This window comes from Paenibacillus sp. FJAT-26967 (assembly GCF_001541095.1).
Lineage (GTDB): Bacteria > Bacillota > Bacilli > Paenibacillales > NBRC-103111 > Paenibacillus_F.
In genome coordinates this window covers 760,438-776,464 of record NZ_LMXH01000002.1, presented here as the reverse complement: position 1 = coordinate 776,464, position 16,027 = coordinate 760,438, and the positions used below count along the sequence as shown (strand labels likewise).

Here is a 16,027-nt window from a genome sequence, read left to right as displayed (position 1 = left end):
TTAAGCTCCCTTGATCGTCGCCATCGGCGTGCATTTAGCTACCACCTGAGCAAGTTCCGCACCTACGACACTCTCGATTATTTGATCCACATCTTTATAAGCCTGCGGAGACTCGTCCAGGATGGATTCTAATGATTTCTGGTTAACCACAATCTCATCCTTTGTGCCGACGCGCATAACTGACGCAAATTCATCTACAGAGATCAGTCTCTTCGTTGCACTGCGGGAGCGGATCCGGCCTGCTCCGTGACAGATGGAATGAAAGTTCGATTTGCCGGACGAAGATCCTACCATAATATAAGAGGAGGTCCCCATCGAACCCGGAATGAGGGCCGGATGTCCTGTTAAGCGATAAGGTGCCGGATTATCCGGGTGGCCTGCCGGCAGAGCCCTTGTTGCTCCTTTACGGTGAACGAAGTAAGAATTCCCCTCCGCTTCTTCCTCCCATGCGTAGTTATGCATCAGGTCATAGAGAGTCTTCATCTCGAATTTGGAGCCGAAGATATCTTTACAGCCTTCGCGGACTGCATAAGCGATAAGATGGCGGTTTACGACCGCATAATTGAGAGCGGAATACATTAGATCCACATAGTCCCGGCCAAGGGGATGAGACAGCGGCGCGAATAACAGCCGCGGATCGGCTGTTCCCAGACCTTCCGCCCGCATCATTTTAACCATGTCACTACTGCAATATTGATTTACCGATCCTCCCCAGGCACGCGAGCCGGAATGAATCATCACGATGATTTGTCCATCGAACAATCCCCACGCTTCGGCGATCTCCCGGTTCTCCGACGCAATTTCTACGGACTGTATCTCCACAAAGTGATTTCCTCCACCCAATGTACCGAGCTGACGGTGTGAACGGTGCCACACATTGTCCGGAAACCGGTTTAAGGCATTCTCATCGAAACGAAACTTACTGGATTCCACATGTGTGAGAGAAGTCGCTTTCCGCGGTGTATAGCTGTCCGGAATATATTTTTTCGGCAGGCCATGCAGACCTTTTTGGACCACATGCTCCAGCCGTATATCCGAGAAATGCCCTCTTGCATGCGCTTCGACAGGCAGATAAGACTCGATGGCTTTAATCAGCTTTCTACGCAGTTTAACTTCTTTCAGTTCATCCTTATGAAGATTAGTTAAATGTACCCTCATGCCGCATCCGATATCGCTCCCCACAATTGAAGGCGAAACATAACCGTCGTGTGTGTTCCATACGGCTGTCGTTCCAATGCAGGTCCCGATTCCCACATGAACATCCGGTGTATAACTCATGTATACGCCGTTTGGAATTTGCAAATTGTTATTGGCCATTTCGAATACTTTATAATCTAACGATTCGTACAAGGAAGGTGCTGCATAGACATGCACGGTTCCCGCCGGAACCTTCACCTGACGGTAATAATTTACTTTCATAGACGGATCTTTCCTCTCTTTTTCCCAAAAATAAATACAAAAAAGCCATGGACCTGTTGTCCATGGCTGTCTGTGCCTGAATTAACGGAGAGCCGTCTCCCGGCGAACTCCGATATTATTCTCACATGGCCCCGTTGAGGCCGATGAAATGGACTTTCTTCTGTACGGTTATAGAATTACGCGGAATAAAGAACATGAATTTCGGCCTCCTTTCCATTGATTTAAAAGTATCATACGGGCTGCTGCTAAGATTTGTCAACCATAACTGTGCGTACAAAATCATTATAATAAAAGTGTCTATCCTCCAAAATGTTAGAAAATCCTCTGAATATTGTTCGAATGGAGCCATCGGTTCGGAGAAGAATGAAAGACGTGAAAACGAATGAAATCAACCGGCGATCATTAGAATTCGATAAGTACGACATGTCGGCGGTCACCTTGTTTTTGATGTATCCCCCGCGTTTTTGTTATACTTGCTTTAGTACATACGCTTATAATTTCGGAAAGATTCAGGAGGCCGTACAATGAAAATATATGTGGTTCTTTCTTTTGACGGAGAAACAATGGAGAACGTCTATGTAGGGACGGATGAGGCCAAAGCACTGTCCCTCACGCCAGCTGACTTTGAGAATTGCGATGCCTTGTTCGTAGAGATTTGGGAGAATGAGGAGAAAATCGACGATTACCGGTTGATCCAATAATTCGCAGAGAAGGAAATAAACTTAAAATTCAGGTGATACCAAGCTTTCACAGATGTAGTGGGCAGCAAGCTCCTGGTACAGCTTGTGAATAGGGCTTGTGAATAAGTTGGTACGGAGAATCTTTCGTTACAAAGAATCGGATTAGAACTTACCCACCAAGAAACCCCAGCCGCAATTGGCTGGGGTTTTGCCATTTAAATGCCATTAAGTTTCCAGTTTGTTCTCGCCCGTTTGGATTGAGGCGCTTTTCTTCTGCGTGATGATCACAACGATCTGCGCCGCCAAAGCGGCAAGTCCTAAGCAGCCTGCCGCAACAGGTAGTTGTGAAGGCGCCAATCCCGCCAGCAGAACGAACCCGCCCAGCGCAGAACCTACAGCGCTCCCCAGATAGTTGGCGGAGCTGTTGAGCGCTACTGCCGCTGCGCCGTGTTTGGGCTGCTGTTGCAGCAGGACGTGCTGCTGCGGTGCCTGTGAAGCCCAGCCCATTGCCCCCCACAGCACGAAGGGCAGGAAAGCCAGCAGAGAGTACTGCAAGCCCAGCGGTATAGTGAACATGGCGGCTGTCATTATGGCTAGTATGCCGGCCATGAGCAGGGCGGGTTTGCCCGTCCGGTCTATCAGCGTGCCGATGGAGAAGCTGCCCGCGACACCTCCAATCCCCCACGCCCACAAGTAGGGCGTAATATTCTTGATCTCCGCCAGATCAAATAGAATCGAAGCTGCATACGTGTACAGGCCAAGGCTGGCTACGCTGGTAACAAATGTGATCCCCACCGTAGCCGACACTCTTCCGCTCGTCAGCATAGCCAGACGCTGACGTACGGATGGAGGCGCTGATGCAGGGAAGCTGGGGAATCTCAGAACTATGCCGATCAGCGCGATCACGCCCAGCAGCGTTACGGTCCACAAAGTCCCGCGCCAGCCTATTTGCTGAGCGATAAGCAGGCCGACCGGTACTCCGATGACGGTCCCCATGCTCATCCCGCCCAGGATGGTGCCCAGAGCGCGTCCTCTATTCTCCGCGGAAACAAGGGATGAAGCCGCAGCCGCAGCAAGCGGGGAAAACAAGCCCGCGCCGATCCCCGCCACAGCCCGGGATACGAGCAGCAGAGAGAAGCTTGTCGCCAGTGCAGTGGCCGCATTCGCCACGGAGAAAATTATAAGCGCCCACACCAGAATCCGGCGCACCGGTTTGCCTGCCAGCAGCGTCGCGAATACCGGTGCCGCCAGCGCGTAGAACAGGGTGAATACACTGACCGCCTGACCCGCCTCCGAATCGCTGATTCGGAAGACAGAAGAGATATCAGGCAGCAGACCGGCTACGACATAAGCATCAAATCCTAGAGCAAACATGCCTAAGGTAAGAAGATATATTTTCTGCATAGCGACCCCCTCTTCTTGTAAATCACCTTACTAGTTTCATCCTATTCACCCAAGACGCTCCAAATTATTCTCGTCGTAATAACTCTCCCGTTCAGAGCCGACTACATACTGCACGGGACCGATTGTCTTCGCGTAACGATCGACTTCATTCAAAAGTTTCTGAAGCCTGATTGAAGTTTCCAGATCGGCAAACGGCTGGGAAGGCTCGATGCCGCTGGCTGCATACACGGTTACATCCTCTACAAGTCTTACCAGTTTACGGATCGTACTGAGTTCCTCCTCCGTTTCATCCACCTCCGTCGTCAGATCCAATATCACTTGCTCCCCGGAGCTGGTTTTCTGCCAAACTTTGAGCTGATCCTTATCCCAGACGGGTGTGTCATAGATGGCAGTGGCATAGACCAGCTTGTTGTCTGGTGAAGCAAAGACGAAATCCACCTCCCGCTTCCTGATAATATTAACGAAGCTGCTGTAGCCGGTAACGGCTGCACCATTCAAGGAGCCGATAATAGCCGCACTATCGAGCACATCCGGACCCGATATAGAGAAGTCCGAACGCACGCCCTGCACTTGTTCTAATTTCAGTGCCGAACCCGGATCAGCAATCCACTGCACCAGATCAAGCGGATGAATAATTTCACTGATTACTCCGGTTGTCGGTCTGTAGTCGTGGATCCGGTCTTTGCCCCAGTAGAAGTTGGCCCGTATTAACCGGAGATTGTTCTTGTTCACATAACTCTTCAGGGCAATGGTTGCATCCGAGTACCGCTCCACCAGATCCAGGCAGAACCTGTTCGTCCGTTTAAGGCGTGTCTGGAGCTGCTCAAGATCATCGCTCGGCTTAGTCAGAGGCTTCTCACAAATGACGAAGCCTTCGTAACCGTCCAGGCTGTTTAACACCTCAATGTGGTTGCCGTCACTAACACTCACCACAACGATGGCCGGTTTGAATTCCGCCAGTGCAGCTTCAACCGTACGGAATGACTTTATGGCTGCCCTTCCGGGACTTCTGTTCACATAGGCAAGCTCAAGCGGATGCGAATAAGCATTTTTTTTATTGAGATGCTGGAATGCTTGCAGGAACCGGGTTCCGGCATAACCTAAACCAACGATCAGGACATTCACGAATGTCGACTCCCCCTTTCCGTTACGAAATGGATTTGATTAATAGATCTTCGCCCGATTCTGCAAATCCTAGCTTTGTATACAAGCTTTTGGCTATTTCGGTTGTTTGCAGCACCACTTTCCCCACTTCCTCCTCGTGGAACCAATTCAAAATGTACTGCATGATACTTTCCGCGTATCCTTTACGGCGCTGACCGGGGTCCACGACAACCGTCTGAATCCAGCCGACACGTCCATTCAGACATCCTTTCATAGGAGCCCTTTCATCAATAATTCCTATCGCGCAAGCCGCTGAATCCGAGGAATCCTTCTCTCCCGCAACGGCAATGAGGATGTTTGGATTCCCATGCAAATGAGTCATAAGCCATTGCCGGTAACTGCTCTGCCATGCCTCTTCATCCTCGACCGATTGCGATACGTAGTGCCCATTCCCTTGACTTAACAGCAATTTTCTGAGTTCAATGAGTCTCGGGATATCACTCCATTGCGCTCTTCTGATTACAATAGTTAACGATGACTGCATAATTGGTGATCACTCCTATAACTCACACGGACTTTTTAGGATGGCTGGAGGACAAGATGCCGGATGTCATAATACTCGAATACTTCTGATAAACCTTCCACGAGACTTTGGATATGGGCTTCTGTATGGTTAGGTGTCACATTTACACGGAAACGTTCCGTGCCGACCGGCACCGTCGGAGAATTAATCGGCTGCAGGTAAATGCCATGCTTATCGAGCAGACGCCGGGCCGCGCTTTTGCATTTCTCGGCTTCCCCTACCAGGACGGGCAGAATATGCGTCTCACTCGATTTCATAACCGGGATGCCTGCTTCCGCTAATGCTGCTCTCAGCAGAGCCGTCTTGGCATGAAGAGCGCTGCGTTCCGAATCAGACTGCTTCAGATGAGCAACACTGACACTGCAAGCAGCTACAATAGCCGGCGGCAGAGAGGTCGTAAAAATAAATCCGGAAGCAAACGAGCGGACGGAATCTATGAGCGGCGCTGAGGCTGTGATATAACCGCCGATCACGCCGATTCCCTTGGCCATCGTGCCTTGAATAAAGTCAATTTCGCCGGCCACCCCGAGTTCGGCAGCTATTCCGGCACCCCGGGGACCGTACATGCCGATTGCGTGCACTTCATCAAGAAAAGTAAGTGCATTGTACTTCTTAGCAAGCGCCGCTATTTCCCGGATAGGTGCAATATCTCCGTCCATGGAATAGACCGATTCGAAGACAATAATTTTGGGCCGTTCCGGCTGCTGCGCAGCTAATAATTGTTCCAGATGAGCTACATCATTATGTTTAAAAACAGCCTTCTCCGTTTTTGAGCTCACAATGCCGTTAATAATGGAAGCATGATTCAATTCATCCGAGAATACGATGCTGTCCGGAAAAATCCTTGTTAAGCACTGCAGCGTCGCGTCATTGGAGCCGTATCCGGTCGGAAAAACCAAGGCCGATTCCTTTCCGTGCCATTCTGCGAGTGAGGCTTCCAGCTCCTCATAATAGTGGTGAGAGCCTCCGATATTCCGCGATCCGCCAGAGCCTGCGCCGTATAACTCGATCGCTTTGTGCATGGCCTCGAGTACGACGGGATGTTGTGACATGCCTAGATAATCATTGCTGCACCATACGACAACCGGGTGTTCAGCTTTTTTGTTTACCAGCGCCATCGGATAATTGTGGTTGAGCCGGTTAATCGTGACGAATTCCCGGTATTGACCACTCGCTTTCAATTGATTGACTTTTCTCTCAGCAATTTGCGTGTACATGTACATCCCTCCCGAATCCATTTTTACGGATAACTAGAATATATATCCAAGTATTATTATAGGATAACTGGTTTATGGGCTGCAATAGTACAATAGCTCTTAACTAATCCATCTATTCTATGGAAACGGTATCAGTTTCACTCCTTATGCACATATAACTACTAGATTTGGACACGGATATGCGATAACAATAAGAAAAAGCCGCTATTAGCGGCTCTCGATGCTTATCGGTTATAGTATCTACTCCTCTTGGCAAGGCCCGTATCCCTTTGGTTAAGCCTATTATATAACACCAATTTCTTTAATCGAATTATTGAATCTTAAACAGCCTGGTAATCGGCGAAAGGATCGGCAAAGGATTGGGCAGGCACACGTTAGAGGAACTCAGGCCCCAATCAACTCACATGCCAGATGGAAACGTTTGAATTTTTGTCCTCTGATCGCCATAAAAGTGCACCTCCTAGAATTCATCGGAATAACCATAGGTTTCCAATGTCTATTCTAGGAGGTGCACTTCGTAAGGAATCCGGGATCATGAACGCAGATGCCTGCCGTTCTCCAACAAACGATAAATTTCCCTGGTTTATTAAGCCTCCACTTCATCCTTGCGCGCACTGCCAGCGTTCCATTCCGACTTCCGTTCTCCCCGCAAAGGTTTGGTAAGAAACACGAGCTTATCGTCCTGTCCCAGTTCTTTTTCCAAAAAAGGATAATATCCCTTACGCTCATAATAAGAAAGAAGCCAGGGGTGTTTGCGCGAAGTCGCCAGAGTTACGGCTGAAGCAAGCAGAGTATCGCGCACGACTGTCTGTTCGACGTAATGCAGCAGCCTGTTTCCGATGCCCCTGGCCTGCAGCTTCGGACTCACGGCAAACCAGTACAGAAAAGGATAAGCCGTCACATCTTTTAAATATTTTAAAGAAATGGTGGCGGATATTTGACCGTCAATCTCCAGAACATAGCAATTGTTCTCCGTGATATTCTCCCGAACCTGCTGCAGATCTGCCCGCGCAGCAATAAACTCTATTCCGAGTTCCCGTATGGACTGATAAGCGCTCAAGATTAACTCAAGCAGCTCCTCCGCATCTTCGGTTGTCGCCAAACGATAGGTTTCACTCATTACTATCCTCACCTTCCCTGTAAGAGATCTGCTAAGAGGTGTTTACTTTCACTTTCACTTTCACTTTCACTTTCACTTTCACCCACAATCAGCTGCTGAATTACGCCACTCCCCCACGGTTGTAGACATTAAGCCTTTTTTCCAGCAGAGAAGTCAGTTGTTCGGCCAGAAGGGTAAGCCCCCAATATATAAAAGCGGCAGCTATAAAAGCCTCCAGGAACTTTAAATTGGAAGTAGCTACAATATTGGCCCTGCCGTTAAGATCTTCAAGTGAAATGGTAAACGCAAGGGACGAACCATGCAGCAGGCCGATAAATTTGTGCAGCAAATTCGGCAGACTTCCCATAAGCGCCTGCGGGAGAACAATCCTCCTCATCCCCTGCCAAGTCGTCATACCGACGGAATACGCCGCTTCGAGCTGACCCCGGTTGACTGAGAGAATGCCCGAGCGGATTGCCTCGGACATGTATGCGCCCGAATTGATGGAGAAAGCTACCAGAATAAAAGCGACGAGCGGGATGATACTGGAGCGCACGTTCCAGCCGTATGTTGCCGCCAGATTGTCAAACAGCAGGGGAACTCCGAAATAAATGATCATGATGTGCAGCAGCAAGGGAGTTCCGCGTATAAACGAGACATAGAATGCCGCCAGATGATGAATTCCTTTCACCTTATAAATCCGGATCAAGGCGATACCGATGCCAATCACAAAACCAAATAGCAGCGGTACGACGGAAATAATTAAGGTCAAAGGGAGCGCCTGGAGAATATCGACAAATGCTTCTATGATGAAGAGCGGGTCAAGCTGAATCGGAATCTCCTCCTTCCATTCCCGGCCGGCTTCAGGTTCCCCGGCTCATGATCTGCGGAACTTTCGTGCCTGCCCAGTCTTTTCTCGGCCACCGAGAACAGTTTCTCAAGCAGCAAGCAGACCGCATAGTAGATGAGGGCCAGGGCAAGATAAATTTCCAGATAATGATTGGTCGTTCCCAGTGTGTCCGCACGGCCTGACATATCCATCACTCCAAGCGAGAAGGCCAGCGAGGTATCTTTCAAGCTGCCAATAACCAGATTGCCGATGTTCGGGAAAGCAATGGTCATCGCTTGCGGGAGAATGATGCGGGTAAACGCCTGCGGCCCAGTCATACCGACTGCATACGCTGCCTCGACCTGACCCCGGTCTACACTGCCGACTGCCGCACGGACAATTTCGGAGAAGAAAGCACCGATATGCAGGCCATAGGTCAGGACGACAAATACAAGCGCATGGACGGATGACAGGTCGATGCCGATTCCCAGCAGCAGCTGGGGAACTCCGTAATAAACCAGGAAAAGTTGGATCAGAATAGGCGTACCCCGCATAAAGGATACATAGACGGTCACGATTCTTCCAAGCACCGGTACCTTGTACAAGCGGATCAAAGCGAGCGTAAACCCGATCACGGCCCCGATCAGCAAGGAGACCAGCAGAATGAACAAGGTCACATGCAAATAAGCTAACAGTTTTGGCAGAAACGTCCATACAAGACTGATATCAAATGCTTTTCCCATCCCACTCCCTCTTTCTACTCGCTGACCGTATAGTCGGCCCCCAGCCACTTCGTGCTAAGTTTACTCAAAGTTCCGTCTTTCTTGATGGCCCGAAGCGCTTCATCGACTTTCTCCTTCACCTCTGTCCTTTCTTTTTGAAGAATAAAATAAACCTTGGAATTCGAAATCGCTTTTCCTACGATTTTCTGCTGGGAATCGATGGTCTCATTCCGCTGTTTAACCGCAAACTCCGTAGAAATCGTAGCGTCTACGCGGCCGGATTTTAATTGAGCGATAATGTCGTTCGTGCCGCCGCTGCCCGAATATACGATCTGGATGGCATTATTGTTCGTCTTGTTATAATCTTGCAGAAGCACCGCCGCATTGCTCGTCGCTCCTACCATCACTTTTTTGCCCTTCAGGTCATCAAGGGATTGGATATCCGTCCTGTCTTTATGAACGACAACTTTGTTGGGGAAAATATTATAAGCCTCGTCATTAAAAAGAAACTTCGCTTTCCGCTCTTCATTGACTTCCATCTGATGCGCAATCAGATCAATTTTCTTCGTTTCAAGGCTCAGCAGAAGGTTGGAAAAATCCATCGTTTTAAATTCAAACTCATACTCAGGCAGCCGCTTGTCTATCTCCCTGATCAATTCCACATCGTAGCCGGTCAGATTCCCCTTATCGTCCAGGAAGCAGATATTCGGAAACTGCGTGCCGGTGCCGACTACGATTTTTGTGACGGCGGGTGCCGGGGAGTTTTCTCCCGGATTAGCTTTGGCCGCCGTGTCTTTAGCCGAATCAGCGGCACACCCGGACAGCAGGGCAAGTGCAAGCCCTGCCGATGCAATCATCATTCTTGTTTTTGTCTTTGTATTCGTCGTAGTCATTGCAATAACCCCTCCAACTCCAATTTAGATGTCAAAACAATAAAAAAAGCCGCTGCCTACGAAACGAAACAGCGGCTTTTGGTTGACCAATCAGCCCATTGATTTCCCTTTAATTCATATAAGTTTTCTTGGTTTTAGGAATGTATAAATCGTATCATCGGCCTTTACAAGCGTCAACGCTGGAAAGATCTTATCTATTCAGCGATTGATTTATTCGATAGAAGAGCGAATTTCACATAAGATCACTCAGAGCGGATGATGGCACGCGGTTTCATGATCTTTACCTACCTTGGACCATGCCGGCTCAATTTCCCGGCACAACGCGGTAGCCGACGGGCAGCGCGTATGAAACCGGCAGCCCGAGGGAGGATGAGCAGGTGACGGAATCTCTCCGCTCAAGGGTACTGCCTTCATCCTGCGCCTCGGATCTGCTGACGGAATAGACGCCAGCAAAGCAGCCGTGTAAGGATGAGCAGGGTGCCGGAACAGCTCGTCGCTCGTTGCAATCTCTACGAGTCTTCCAAGGTACATGACACCTATGCGGTCCGACATATGACGGACTACGCTCAATCCATGGCCGATGAAGAGATACGTGAGCTTCTCTTCGCTCTGAAGCTCTTGCAGCAGATTCAGAATCTGTGCCTGCACAGACACATCAAGAGCGGATACCGCTTCATCCGCCAGGATGAATTTCGGCTTCAGCGCCATCGCACGCGCAATGCCGATCCGCTGGCGCTGGCCGCCCGAGAATTCATGCGGATACCGGCCCGCTGCCGATCGGGGAAGGCCAACGGCGTGGAGCAGCTGTTGTACTCTTTCCCGGCGTTCTGGTCCGCGGAAGCTCCCGTGTACCGCATACGGCTCTCCAATAAGTTCACCCACCGTCCAGCGGGGATTCAGGGAACCATAGGGGTCCTGATAGATGACCTGCATCTGACGCCGGGCATCTCTCATTTCCTTCGAAGACAGCTGACCGATGTCTTTTCCTTCGAAGAGAACCTTGCCTTCCGTCGGCTTATCCAGCCTTAGCAGAGACCGGCCCAGTGTCGATTTGCCGCTGCCTGATTCTCCGACAAGCCCGAACGTTTCTCCTGCCCGGATGGTGAAGGAAACGCCATCCACCGCATAAATCCGGCTCCGTGCCCGGCTTAGTAAGCCGCCTCCCGTTTCATAGATTTTGCGAAGCCCTTTGACATCGAACAAAATCTCCCCCAATCCGGCGGCTTCTTGTTCAATTACAGGAAGCTTCACGGACTGCCAGTCTCCCCTGGCTGGTTCTACGGGAATACGATTCCTATCCGTTCCTGAGAAGCTCGAAACGGCCGCCCGCTCCGGCAAGTCTTCATTCACCAGTTCCTTCCGGCGGGCGCTATTATGAAGGAGCGGCACATCCGTGTACACCGCTTCCCGTTCCCTGTCCACAGAAGATAATCCGGCGGGCGCTAGGTCCGCCCCCTTCGTTTCCAAGTACTCCCGCTCCCCCTGCTGCGCCTCTTCCAGCTCCTCGGTCAACCAGCAGGCTGCCTGGCTGTCCGCATACGTTCTCAAGGGGGGCGCCGATTGGACACAATGCGGAACCGCATGCGGACAGCGGGGATGGAACCGGCAGCCGCCGGGCAGGTCCGCCAGTGCCGGGATCGCGCCCTCGATAGAAGGCAGCTTTGTTCCTCTGGGAATGTGCGGGGTTGTGAGGGAACGCAGCAGTCCTTGGGTATACGGATGCAGCGGCCTCTCATACAGGACCTCCGAACGGGCGGCCTCGATAATTTTCCCGGCATACATGACCACAATCCGGTTGGCCATCTGGGCGGCGACCCCCAGATCATGCGTCACCAGGAGCATGGACATGCCCGTCTCCTCCTGAAGCTCCTGAAGCAGCTGCAGTATTTGCGCCTGCACGGTAACATCGAGCGCGGTTGTCGGTTCATCCGCAATGAGCAGCTCCGGCCCGCAGGAAAGCGCCATCGCGATCATAGCGCGCTGAAGCATCCCTCCCGAGAGCTCCCCCGGATACTGCTTCATCCGAAGCTCCGGCTCGGGAATTCCGACGCGGTTCAACAGATGAACCGCATGATCACGCGCTTCTTTTCCGGAAAGGCGTGTGTGCTGGAGAATCGCATCCATGATCTGCCTGCCTACGGGAAATACAGGATCAAATGCGGACATCGGCTCCTGAAAGATCATCGCGATTCTTTTGCCGCGGATCGTGCGCATTTTGTGCTGACTCCAGCTAGTAATCTCCATTTCTCCCAGACGAATGGAACCCTGCGTGATTCGGCCTTTCTCATATTCGATGAGCCGCATGATCGCTTTGGACAGGATCGTTTTGCCGCTCCCTGACTCACCGACCAGACATACCGTTTCCCCCCGCTCTATGTGCAGCGTTAAATCCGAGAGAGCCGCCAGAGTTTCCTCTCCTTTGATAAAATCTACGGATAACCGGTCGATCTCAAGCAGAGCTTCACCCATGTTCAGTTCCCCCTTATGTTCGGTTTCATCTATTTTTCCACGGCAGATTTGGGATCAAGAATATCCCGCCACCGGTCCCCGAGAAGATTGACGGCAAGGACGAATAAGGTAATCGCCAGACCCGGAAAGGTAGCATTCCACCAGGCGACAGTTAAATAACCTCTTCCCTGCGACAGCAGCGTCCCCCAGTCCGGCACCTCTTTTAACACACCCAGACCAAGAAAGCTTAGAGATGACCCTACAAGAATGGAAGAACCGATGGAGATGGCAGCCATTACAAGCAGCGGCGATACCGTATGCGGTATAACATGCTTCATGAAAATATGTAAGTTCCCTGCACCTATAGACCTAGAGGCTGTTACAAAAGGGCGGTACCGGACACTCATAATCTGGCTGCGCACCACCCTGGCGAATTTGGGAACAATCGACACACTGACGGCTAGAACGATATTAAACAAGCTCGGTCCCAGGGCTGCCGCAATAGCAAGAGAAAGAAGCAGTCCGGGGATGGTCATCAGTACATCAATAAGCCGCATTAGAATGGTATCTATCCATCCGCCGGCATACCCGGCTAAACTGCCGATTATCGCTCCGACTGTCCCTCCCAACAGAACAGAGCCGATTCCGATGAAGAGTGAATCCCTGCTGCCATAGACCATGACGCTGAAGACATCCCTTCCGAAATAATCCGTTCCGAACAAGTGGAAGAGTCCAGGCGGCTGCAGCAAAATATCAGCATTCATTTCAGTCGGGTCATACGAAGCTATCCACTGCGGGACCAGTGCGCAGAGTCCAATTCCCGTTACAATGAGCAAAGCGGCATAATACAGAACATCCGCTAACGGAATCAACCGCGCCCTTCTCCGCCATTGTTTTCCGCCGTCTGCGTGTTTGTCGAGCGCAAGATTCTTGACTGCAGCCATACTTTTCATTGTTCCACTCCCTTCCTTCGTTTGCAGAGGATCTGCATCTTCTATCTGGAAGAAGCACGCCTCACTCTGGGATCAATGAGGGTATAGGACAGGTCGACCAGAAGATTAATCAGCACATAGATGATCGCTGTAAAAAATACAACACCCTGCACCACCGGCAGATCCTTGGCCATAATAGCTCCTCCAAGCAGGCGCCCGATCCCTTGGCGGGAAAAGACCGTTTCGATTACGACCGCGCCTGCCATCAGTTCTCCGATTTGTATACCGATCATCGTTAAGGCCGGATTCAGTGCACTCCTCAGTGCATGCTTGTACAAGATGAATCTTTCCGGCAGGCCTTTGGAGCGAAGGGTGGTAATGAAAGGTTCATTCATCACCTCCAACATGGAACTACGGACCATACGGACGATAAATCCGGAACCTACGAGGCCAAGGGCAAGTGCAGGTAAGACAAGTGATCTCCATCCCTCAGACCCCATCGCCGGAAACCAGTCCAAATGCACAGAGAAAATCAGAATAAGCAGGATGCCTGACCAGAAGGTCGGCATCGAAATCCCGAAGAGAGAGATTATTCGTGCCAGCAGATCAATCACTCCGCTGCGGTGAACCGCTGACAACACTCCGAGCCAAATCCCAGTCAGCAGAGCGATCAATGTGCCGGCAGCGGTGAGAGCAGCTGTTGCGGGGAACTGCTCCAGAATTTTGGGCAGCACCGGATCCTCATTCACCATAGACTTCCCGAAATCGCCTCTCAGCAAATCACCGGCATACTGGACGAACTGCATAAACACCGGCTGGTCCAGTCCGAGCTGATGCCTGAGATTGGCAGCCGCTTCTGCAGAAGTCGTTGTGCCGGCCAGCATAATCAGTACCGGATCGCCAGGAAGCAAATACAAGATAAAGAAGACGAGTACGGACGCTCCGGCAATAACCAGCATGGACGAGATTATTCTGCGGATGATGGCTAGAGCCATTTGCGTTCCTCCTTCCCCTGTAAGAATTTTAATCGGACAGGGTTACATCGTAGAAGATCGGATAACCCAGTGAGTCAAACTTCAGTCCGTTTACAGCTTTCCCGGCCGCTACTGTATAAGGAAACACGTATACCGGAAAACCGTAAGCATTCTCAATAAGGTAGGCTTGCACTTTCTTGTACACTTCTTCCCGCTTCTTAGGGTCCTGCTCCCGCAGCCCTTCCTCCAGCCACGCGTCTATCTGGGGATCGGATTTGTGGGTATGGTTATGTCCCCATTTCCCCGAGCCTGGAATGGCATTGGTATGGAAAAAGCTCCGTAAAATATCCGGATCACCCGATACGTTACTGATCCCTACAAGATCGTTGGTTCCTTTCACCATCAGGGCAGTCGTGGTATCGGCCAGAATCTCCACCTCGACCGCGATGCCGACTTTTTTCAACTGCTGCTGGATCATTGCAGCAATATCGTTGCGCTTCTCGCGGTTCGGTGAGGTGTCGATGTAATGAATCGACAGCTTCTTACCGTTCTTCTCCCGGATTCCGCCTGCTCCGCGAGTCCAGCCGATTTCATCGAGAAGCTTATTCGCCTTCTCCGGATCGTACTTAACCGCTCCTTCCAGCGCAGAATTGTAACCGAGTACGGATGGAGTCAGCGGAGACCATGCTTTTGCGTAGGTTCCCAGATACAAAGTCTTCACAATCGCTTCGAAATCAATCGCCGCCTGCACCGCTTGACGCGCCGGAAGCTCATTCCAAGGCGTGTGATCCTGATTGAGCATCAACGTGAAAGGGATACCGGCCGACTCTGCCTGCAAGAGCTTAACCGAAGGATCGTTCTTCAGCGAAATAAGATTCTGGGGAGGCACCGTCTCCCCTGCGGATACTTGACCGCTCTGGACACTTCCGATGCGTGTAGCTTCTTCCGGAATGATTTTAAAAATGAGCTTATCGAGGTACGGCGCACCCTTGTTATCCGCCAAGACCGGAGTCCATTTATAATCCGCATTGCGTTCCAATGTGATCGCACTGTTCTCGCTCCAGCTTACAAACTTGAACGGGCCGGTTCCGACCGGGTTTTTGGTCAGCTGGTCTTTGTACTTGTCTGCAGCGGCAGGAGATACGATTCCAAGGAAAGCCTGGCTTAAGGAACTCAAGAAGGCGCTGTAAGGAGACTTCAGATTGATTTTGACCGTATACTCATCTACTACTTCGGATGATTCATAAGGGCCAAGCAAGGTAACGGCAAATCGTGACTTCGTTGCCGGATTAACAACGCGGTCAAAGTTTGCTTTTACAGCCGCTGCATTAAAAGGAGTGCCATCATGGAATTTAACATCCTGGCGCAGCTTGAATGTATACGATTTGCCGTCCGGAGATACGTTCCACTCGGCAGCAAGCCACGGCTGGATCGATTTATCCGGCAGTTGGACGACAAGACTGTCGTAAATAGAGCGCATAACCCGGTAATCAAGTGCGGCGGGTACCACATTAGGATCAAGCCCCGTCGGAGATCCGGCGAGTGCATAGGTGAAAGTACCGCCACGTTTGGTGGAATCTCCCTTAGAAAATCCTTTTTGATCTATTTTTTGACTTAGAGGGGGCGTCGAAGCCGTGCAGCCTGTAAGTAGAATACATAGAGTCAGAAACGCCGGCCCGGCCATTCCAAAGTATTTACGTCTCCTTACTGGTATTGTCATTGT

14 protein-coding genes are annotated in these 16,027 nt (G+C 50.8%); 1 reads left to right on the top strand and 13 read right to left on the bottom strand.

What is annotated here, in order from left to right; translation table 11 throughout:
* A complete protein-coding gene (locus AR333_RS13510; protein WP_068775864.1) occupies nucleotides 1-1,419 on the bottom strand; it encodes an RtcB family protein in 1,419 nt (472 codons plus the stop codon).
* Nucleotides 1,420-1,943: 524 nt separating this feature from the next.
* Between AR333_RS13510 and AR333_RS25000 the strand changes: the two genes are divergently transcribed.
* The gene (locus tag AR333_RS25000) at nucleotides 1,944-2,120 is read left to right on the top strand and encodes a hypothetical protein (RefSeq protein ID WP_166542108.1); all 177 of its coding nucleotides are present in this window, start codon (nucleotides 1,944-1,946) and stop codon (nucleotides 2,118-2,120) included.
* Between the two features lie 204 nt (nucleotides 2,121-2,324).
* Here the strand turns inward: AR333_RS25000 and AR333_RS13500 are convergent, their stop codons facing one another.
* The 12 genes from AR333_RS13500 to AR333_RS13445 form a co-directional block, all read right to left on the bottom strand.
* On the bottom strand, nucleotides 2,325-3,503 hold the full coding sequence (locus AR333_RS13500; RefSeq protein WP_068775862.1) for an MFS transporter: 1,179 nt from the start codon (nucleotides 3,501-3,503) through the stop codon (nucleotides 2,325-2,327).
* 45 nt (nucleotides 3,504-3,548) lie between these two features.
* Nucleotides 3,549-4,628 (bottom strand): Gfo/Idh/MocA family protein, encoded by a 1,080-nt coding sequence (locus tag AR333_RS13495; protein WP_068775861.1) that lies wholly within the window; start codon nucleotides 4,626-4,628, stop codon nucleotides 3,549-3,551.
* A gap of 22 nt (nucleotides 4,629-4,650) precedes the next feature.
* On the bottom strand, nucleotides 4,651-5,151 hold the full coding sequence (locus tag AR333_RS13490) for a GNAT family N-acetyltransferase (protein WP_068775860.1): 501 nt from the start codon (nucleotides 5,149-5,151) through the stop codon (nucleotides 4,651-4,653).
* A gap of 35 nt (nucleotides 5,152-5,186) precedes the next feature.
* Nucleotides 5,187-6,407: a 5-aminolevulinate synthase gene (gene hemA / locus AR333_RS13485; protein ID WP_068775859.1), complete on the bottom strand. Its 1,221-nt coding sequence runs from the start codon at nucleotides 6,405-6,407 to the stop codon at nucleotides 5,187-5,189.
* A 586-nt stretch (nucleotides 6,408-6,993) separates the two neighbouring features.
* A complete protein-coding gene (locus tag AR333_RS13480; RefSeq protein WP_068775858.1) occupies nucleotides 6,994-7,527 on the bottom strand; it encodes a GNAT family N-acetyltransferase in 534 nt (177 codons plus the stop codon).
* Nucleotides 7,528-7,627: 100 nt separating this feature from the next.
* Nucleotides 7,628-8,338 (bottom strand): amino acid ABC transporter permease, encoded by a 711-nt coding sequence (locus AR333_RS13475; protein ID WP_068775857.1) that lies wholly within the window; start codon nucleotides 8,336-8,338, stop codon nucleotides 7,628-7,630.
* Nucleotides 8,311-9,078: an amino acid ABC transporter permease gene (locus AR333_RS13470; RefSeq protein WP_068775856.1), complete on the bottom strand. Its 768-nt coding sequence runs from the start codon at nucleotides 9,076-9,078 to the stop codon at nucleotides 8,311-8,313. The genes AR333_RS13475 and AR333_RS13470 overlap by 28 nt, the downstream gene beginning before the upstream one ends.
* Nucleotides 9,079-9,092: 14 nt before the next feature.
* Complete coding sequence (locus AR333_RS13465) at nucleotides 9,093-9,950, bottom strand: transporter substrate-binding domain-containing protein (RefSeq protein WP_253735832.1); 858 nt, start codon at nucleotides 9,948-9,950, stop codon at nucleotides 9,093-9,095.
* Nucleotides 9,951-10,196: 246 nt separating this feature from the next.
* The gene (locus AR333_RS13460) at nucleotides 10,197-12,419 is read right to left on the bottom strand and encodes an ABC transporter ATP-binding protein (protein ID WP_068775855.1); all 2,223 of its coding nucleotides are present in this window, start codon (nucleotides 12,417-12,419) and stop codon (nucleotides 10,197-10,199) included.
* Nucleotides 12,420-12,448: 29 nt separating this feature from the next.
* On the bottom strand, nucleotides 12,449-13,351 hold the full coding sequence (locus tag AR333_RS13455) for an ABC transporter permease (protein WP_068775854.1): 903 nt from the start codon (nucleotides 13,349-13,351) through the stop codon (nucleotides 12,449-12,451).
* A gap of 41 nt (nucleotides 13,352-13,392) precedes the next feature.
* The gene (locus tag AR333_RS13450; RefSeq protein ID WP_068775853.1) at nucleotides 13,393-14,325 is read right to left on the bottom strand and encodes an ABC transporter permease; all 933 of its coding nucleotides are present in this window, start codon (nucleotides 14,323-14,325) and stop codon (nucleotides 13,393-13,395) included.
* Nucleotides 14,326-14,353: 28 nt separating this feature from the next.
* The gene (locus AR333_RS13445; protein WP_253735831.1) at nucleotides 14,354-16,024 is read right to left on the bottom strand and encodes an ABC transporter substrate-binding protein; all 1,671 of its coding nucleotides are present in this window, start codon (nucleotides 16,022-16,024) and stop codon (nucleotides 14,354-14,356) included.
* Between the last annotated feature and the right edge of the window lie 3 nt (nucleotides 16,025-16,027).

Coding starts and splice junctions, on each gene's coding strand:
- AR333_RS13445 (WP_253735831.1), bottom strand. CDS start 16,024: ATGACAATACCAGTAAGGAGACGTAAATACTTTGGAATGGCCGGGCCG.
- AR333_RS13490 (WP_068775860.1), bottom strand. CDS start 5,151: ATGCAGTCATCGTTAACTATTGTAATCAGAAGAGCGCAATGGAGTGAT.
- AR333_RS13455 (WP_068775854.1), bottom strand. CDS start 13,351: ATGAAAAGTATGGCTGCAGTCAAGAATCTTGCGCTCGACAAACACGCA.
- AR333_RS13460 (WP_068775855.1), bottom strand. CDS start 12,419: ATGGGTGAAGCTCTGCTTGAGATCGACCGGTTATCCGTAGATTTTATC.
- hemA (WP_068775859.1), bottom strand. CDS start 6,407: ATGTACACGCAAATTGCTGAGAGAAAAGTCAATCAATTGAAAGCGAGT.
- AR333_RS25000 (WP_166542108.1), top strand. CDS start 1,944: ATGAAAATATATGTGGTTCTTTCTTTTGACGGAGAAACAATGGAGAAC.
- AR333_RS13470 (WP_068775856.1), bottom strand. CDS start 9,078: ATGGGAAAAGCATTTGATATCAGTCTTGTATGGACGTTTCTGCCAAAA.
- AR333_RS13450 (WP_068775853.1), bottom strand. CDS start 14,325: ATGGCTCTAGCCATCATCCGCAGAATAATCTCGTCCATGCTGGTTATT.
- AR333_RS13500 (WP_068775862.1), bottom strand. CDS start 3,503: ATGCAGAAAATATATCTTCTTACCTTAGGCATGTTTGCTCTAGGATTT.
- AR333_RS13465 (WP_253735832.1), bottom strand. CDS start 9,950: ATGACTACGACGAATACAAAGACAAAAACAAGAATGATGATTGCATCG.
- AR333_RS13510 (WP_068775864.1), bottom strand. CDS start 1,419: ATGAAAGTAAATTATTACCGTCAGGTGAAGGTTCCGGCGGGAACCGTG.
- AR333_RS13480 (WP_068775858.1), bottom strand. CDS start 7,527: ATGAGTGAAACCTATCGTTTGGCGACAACCGAAGATGCGGAGGAGCTG.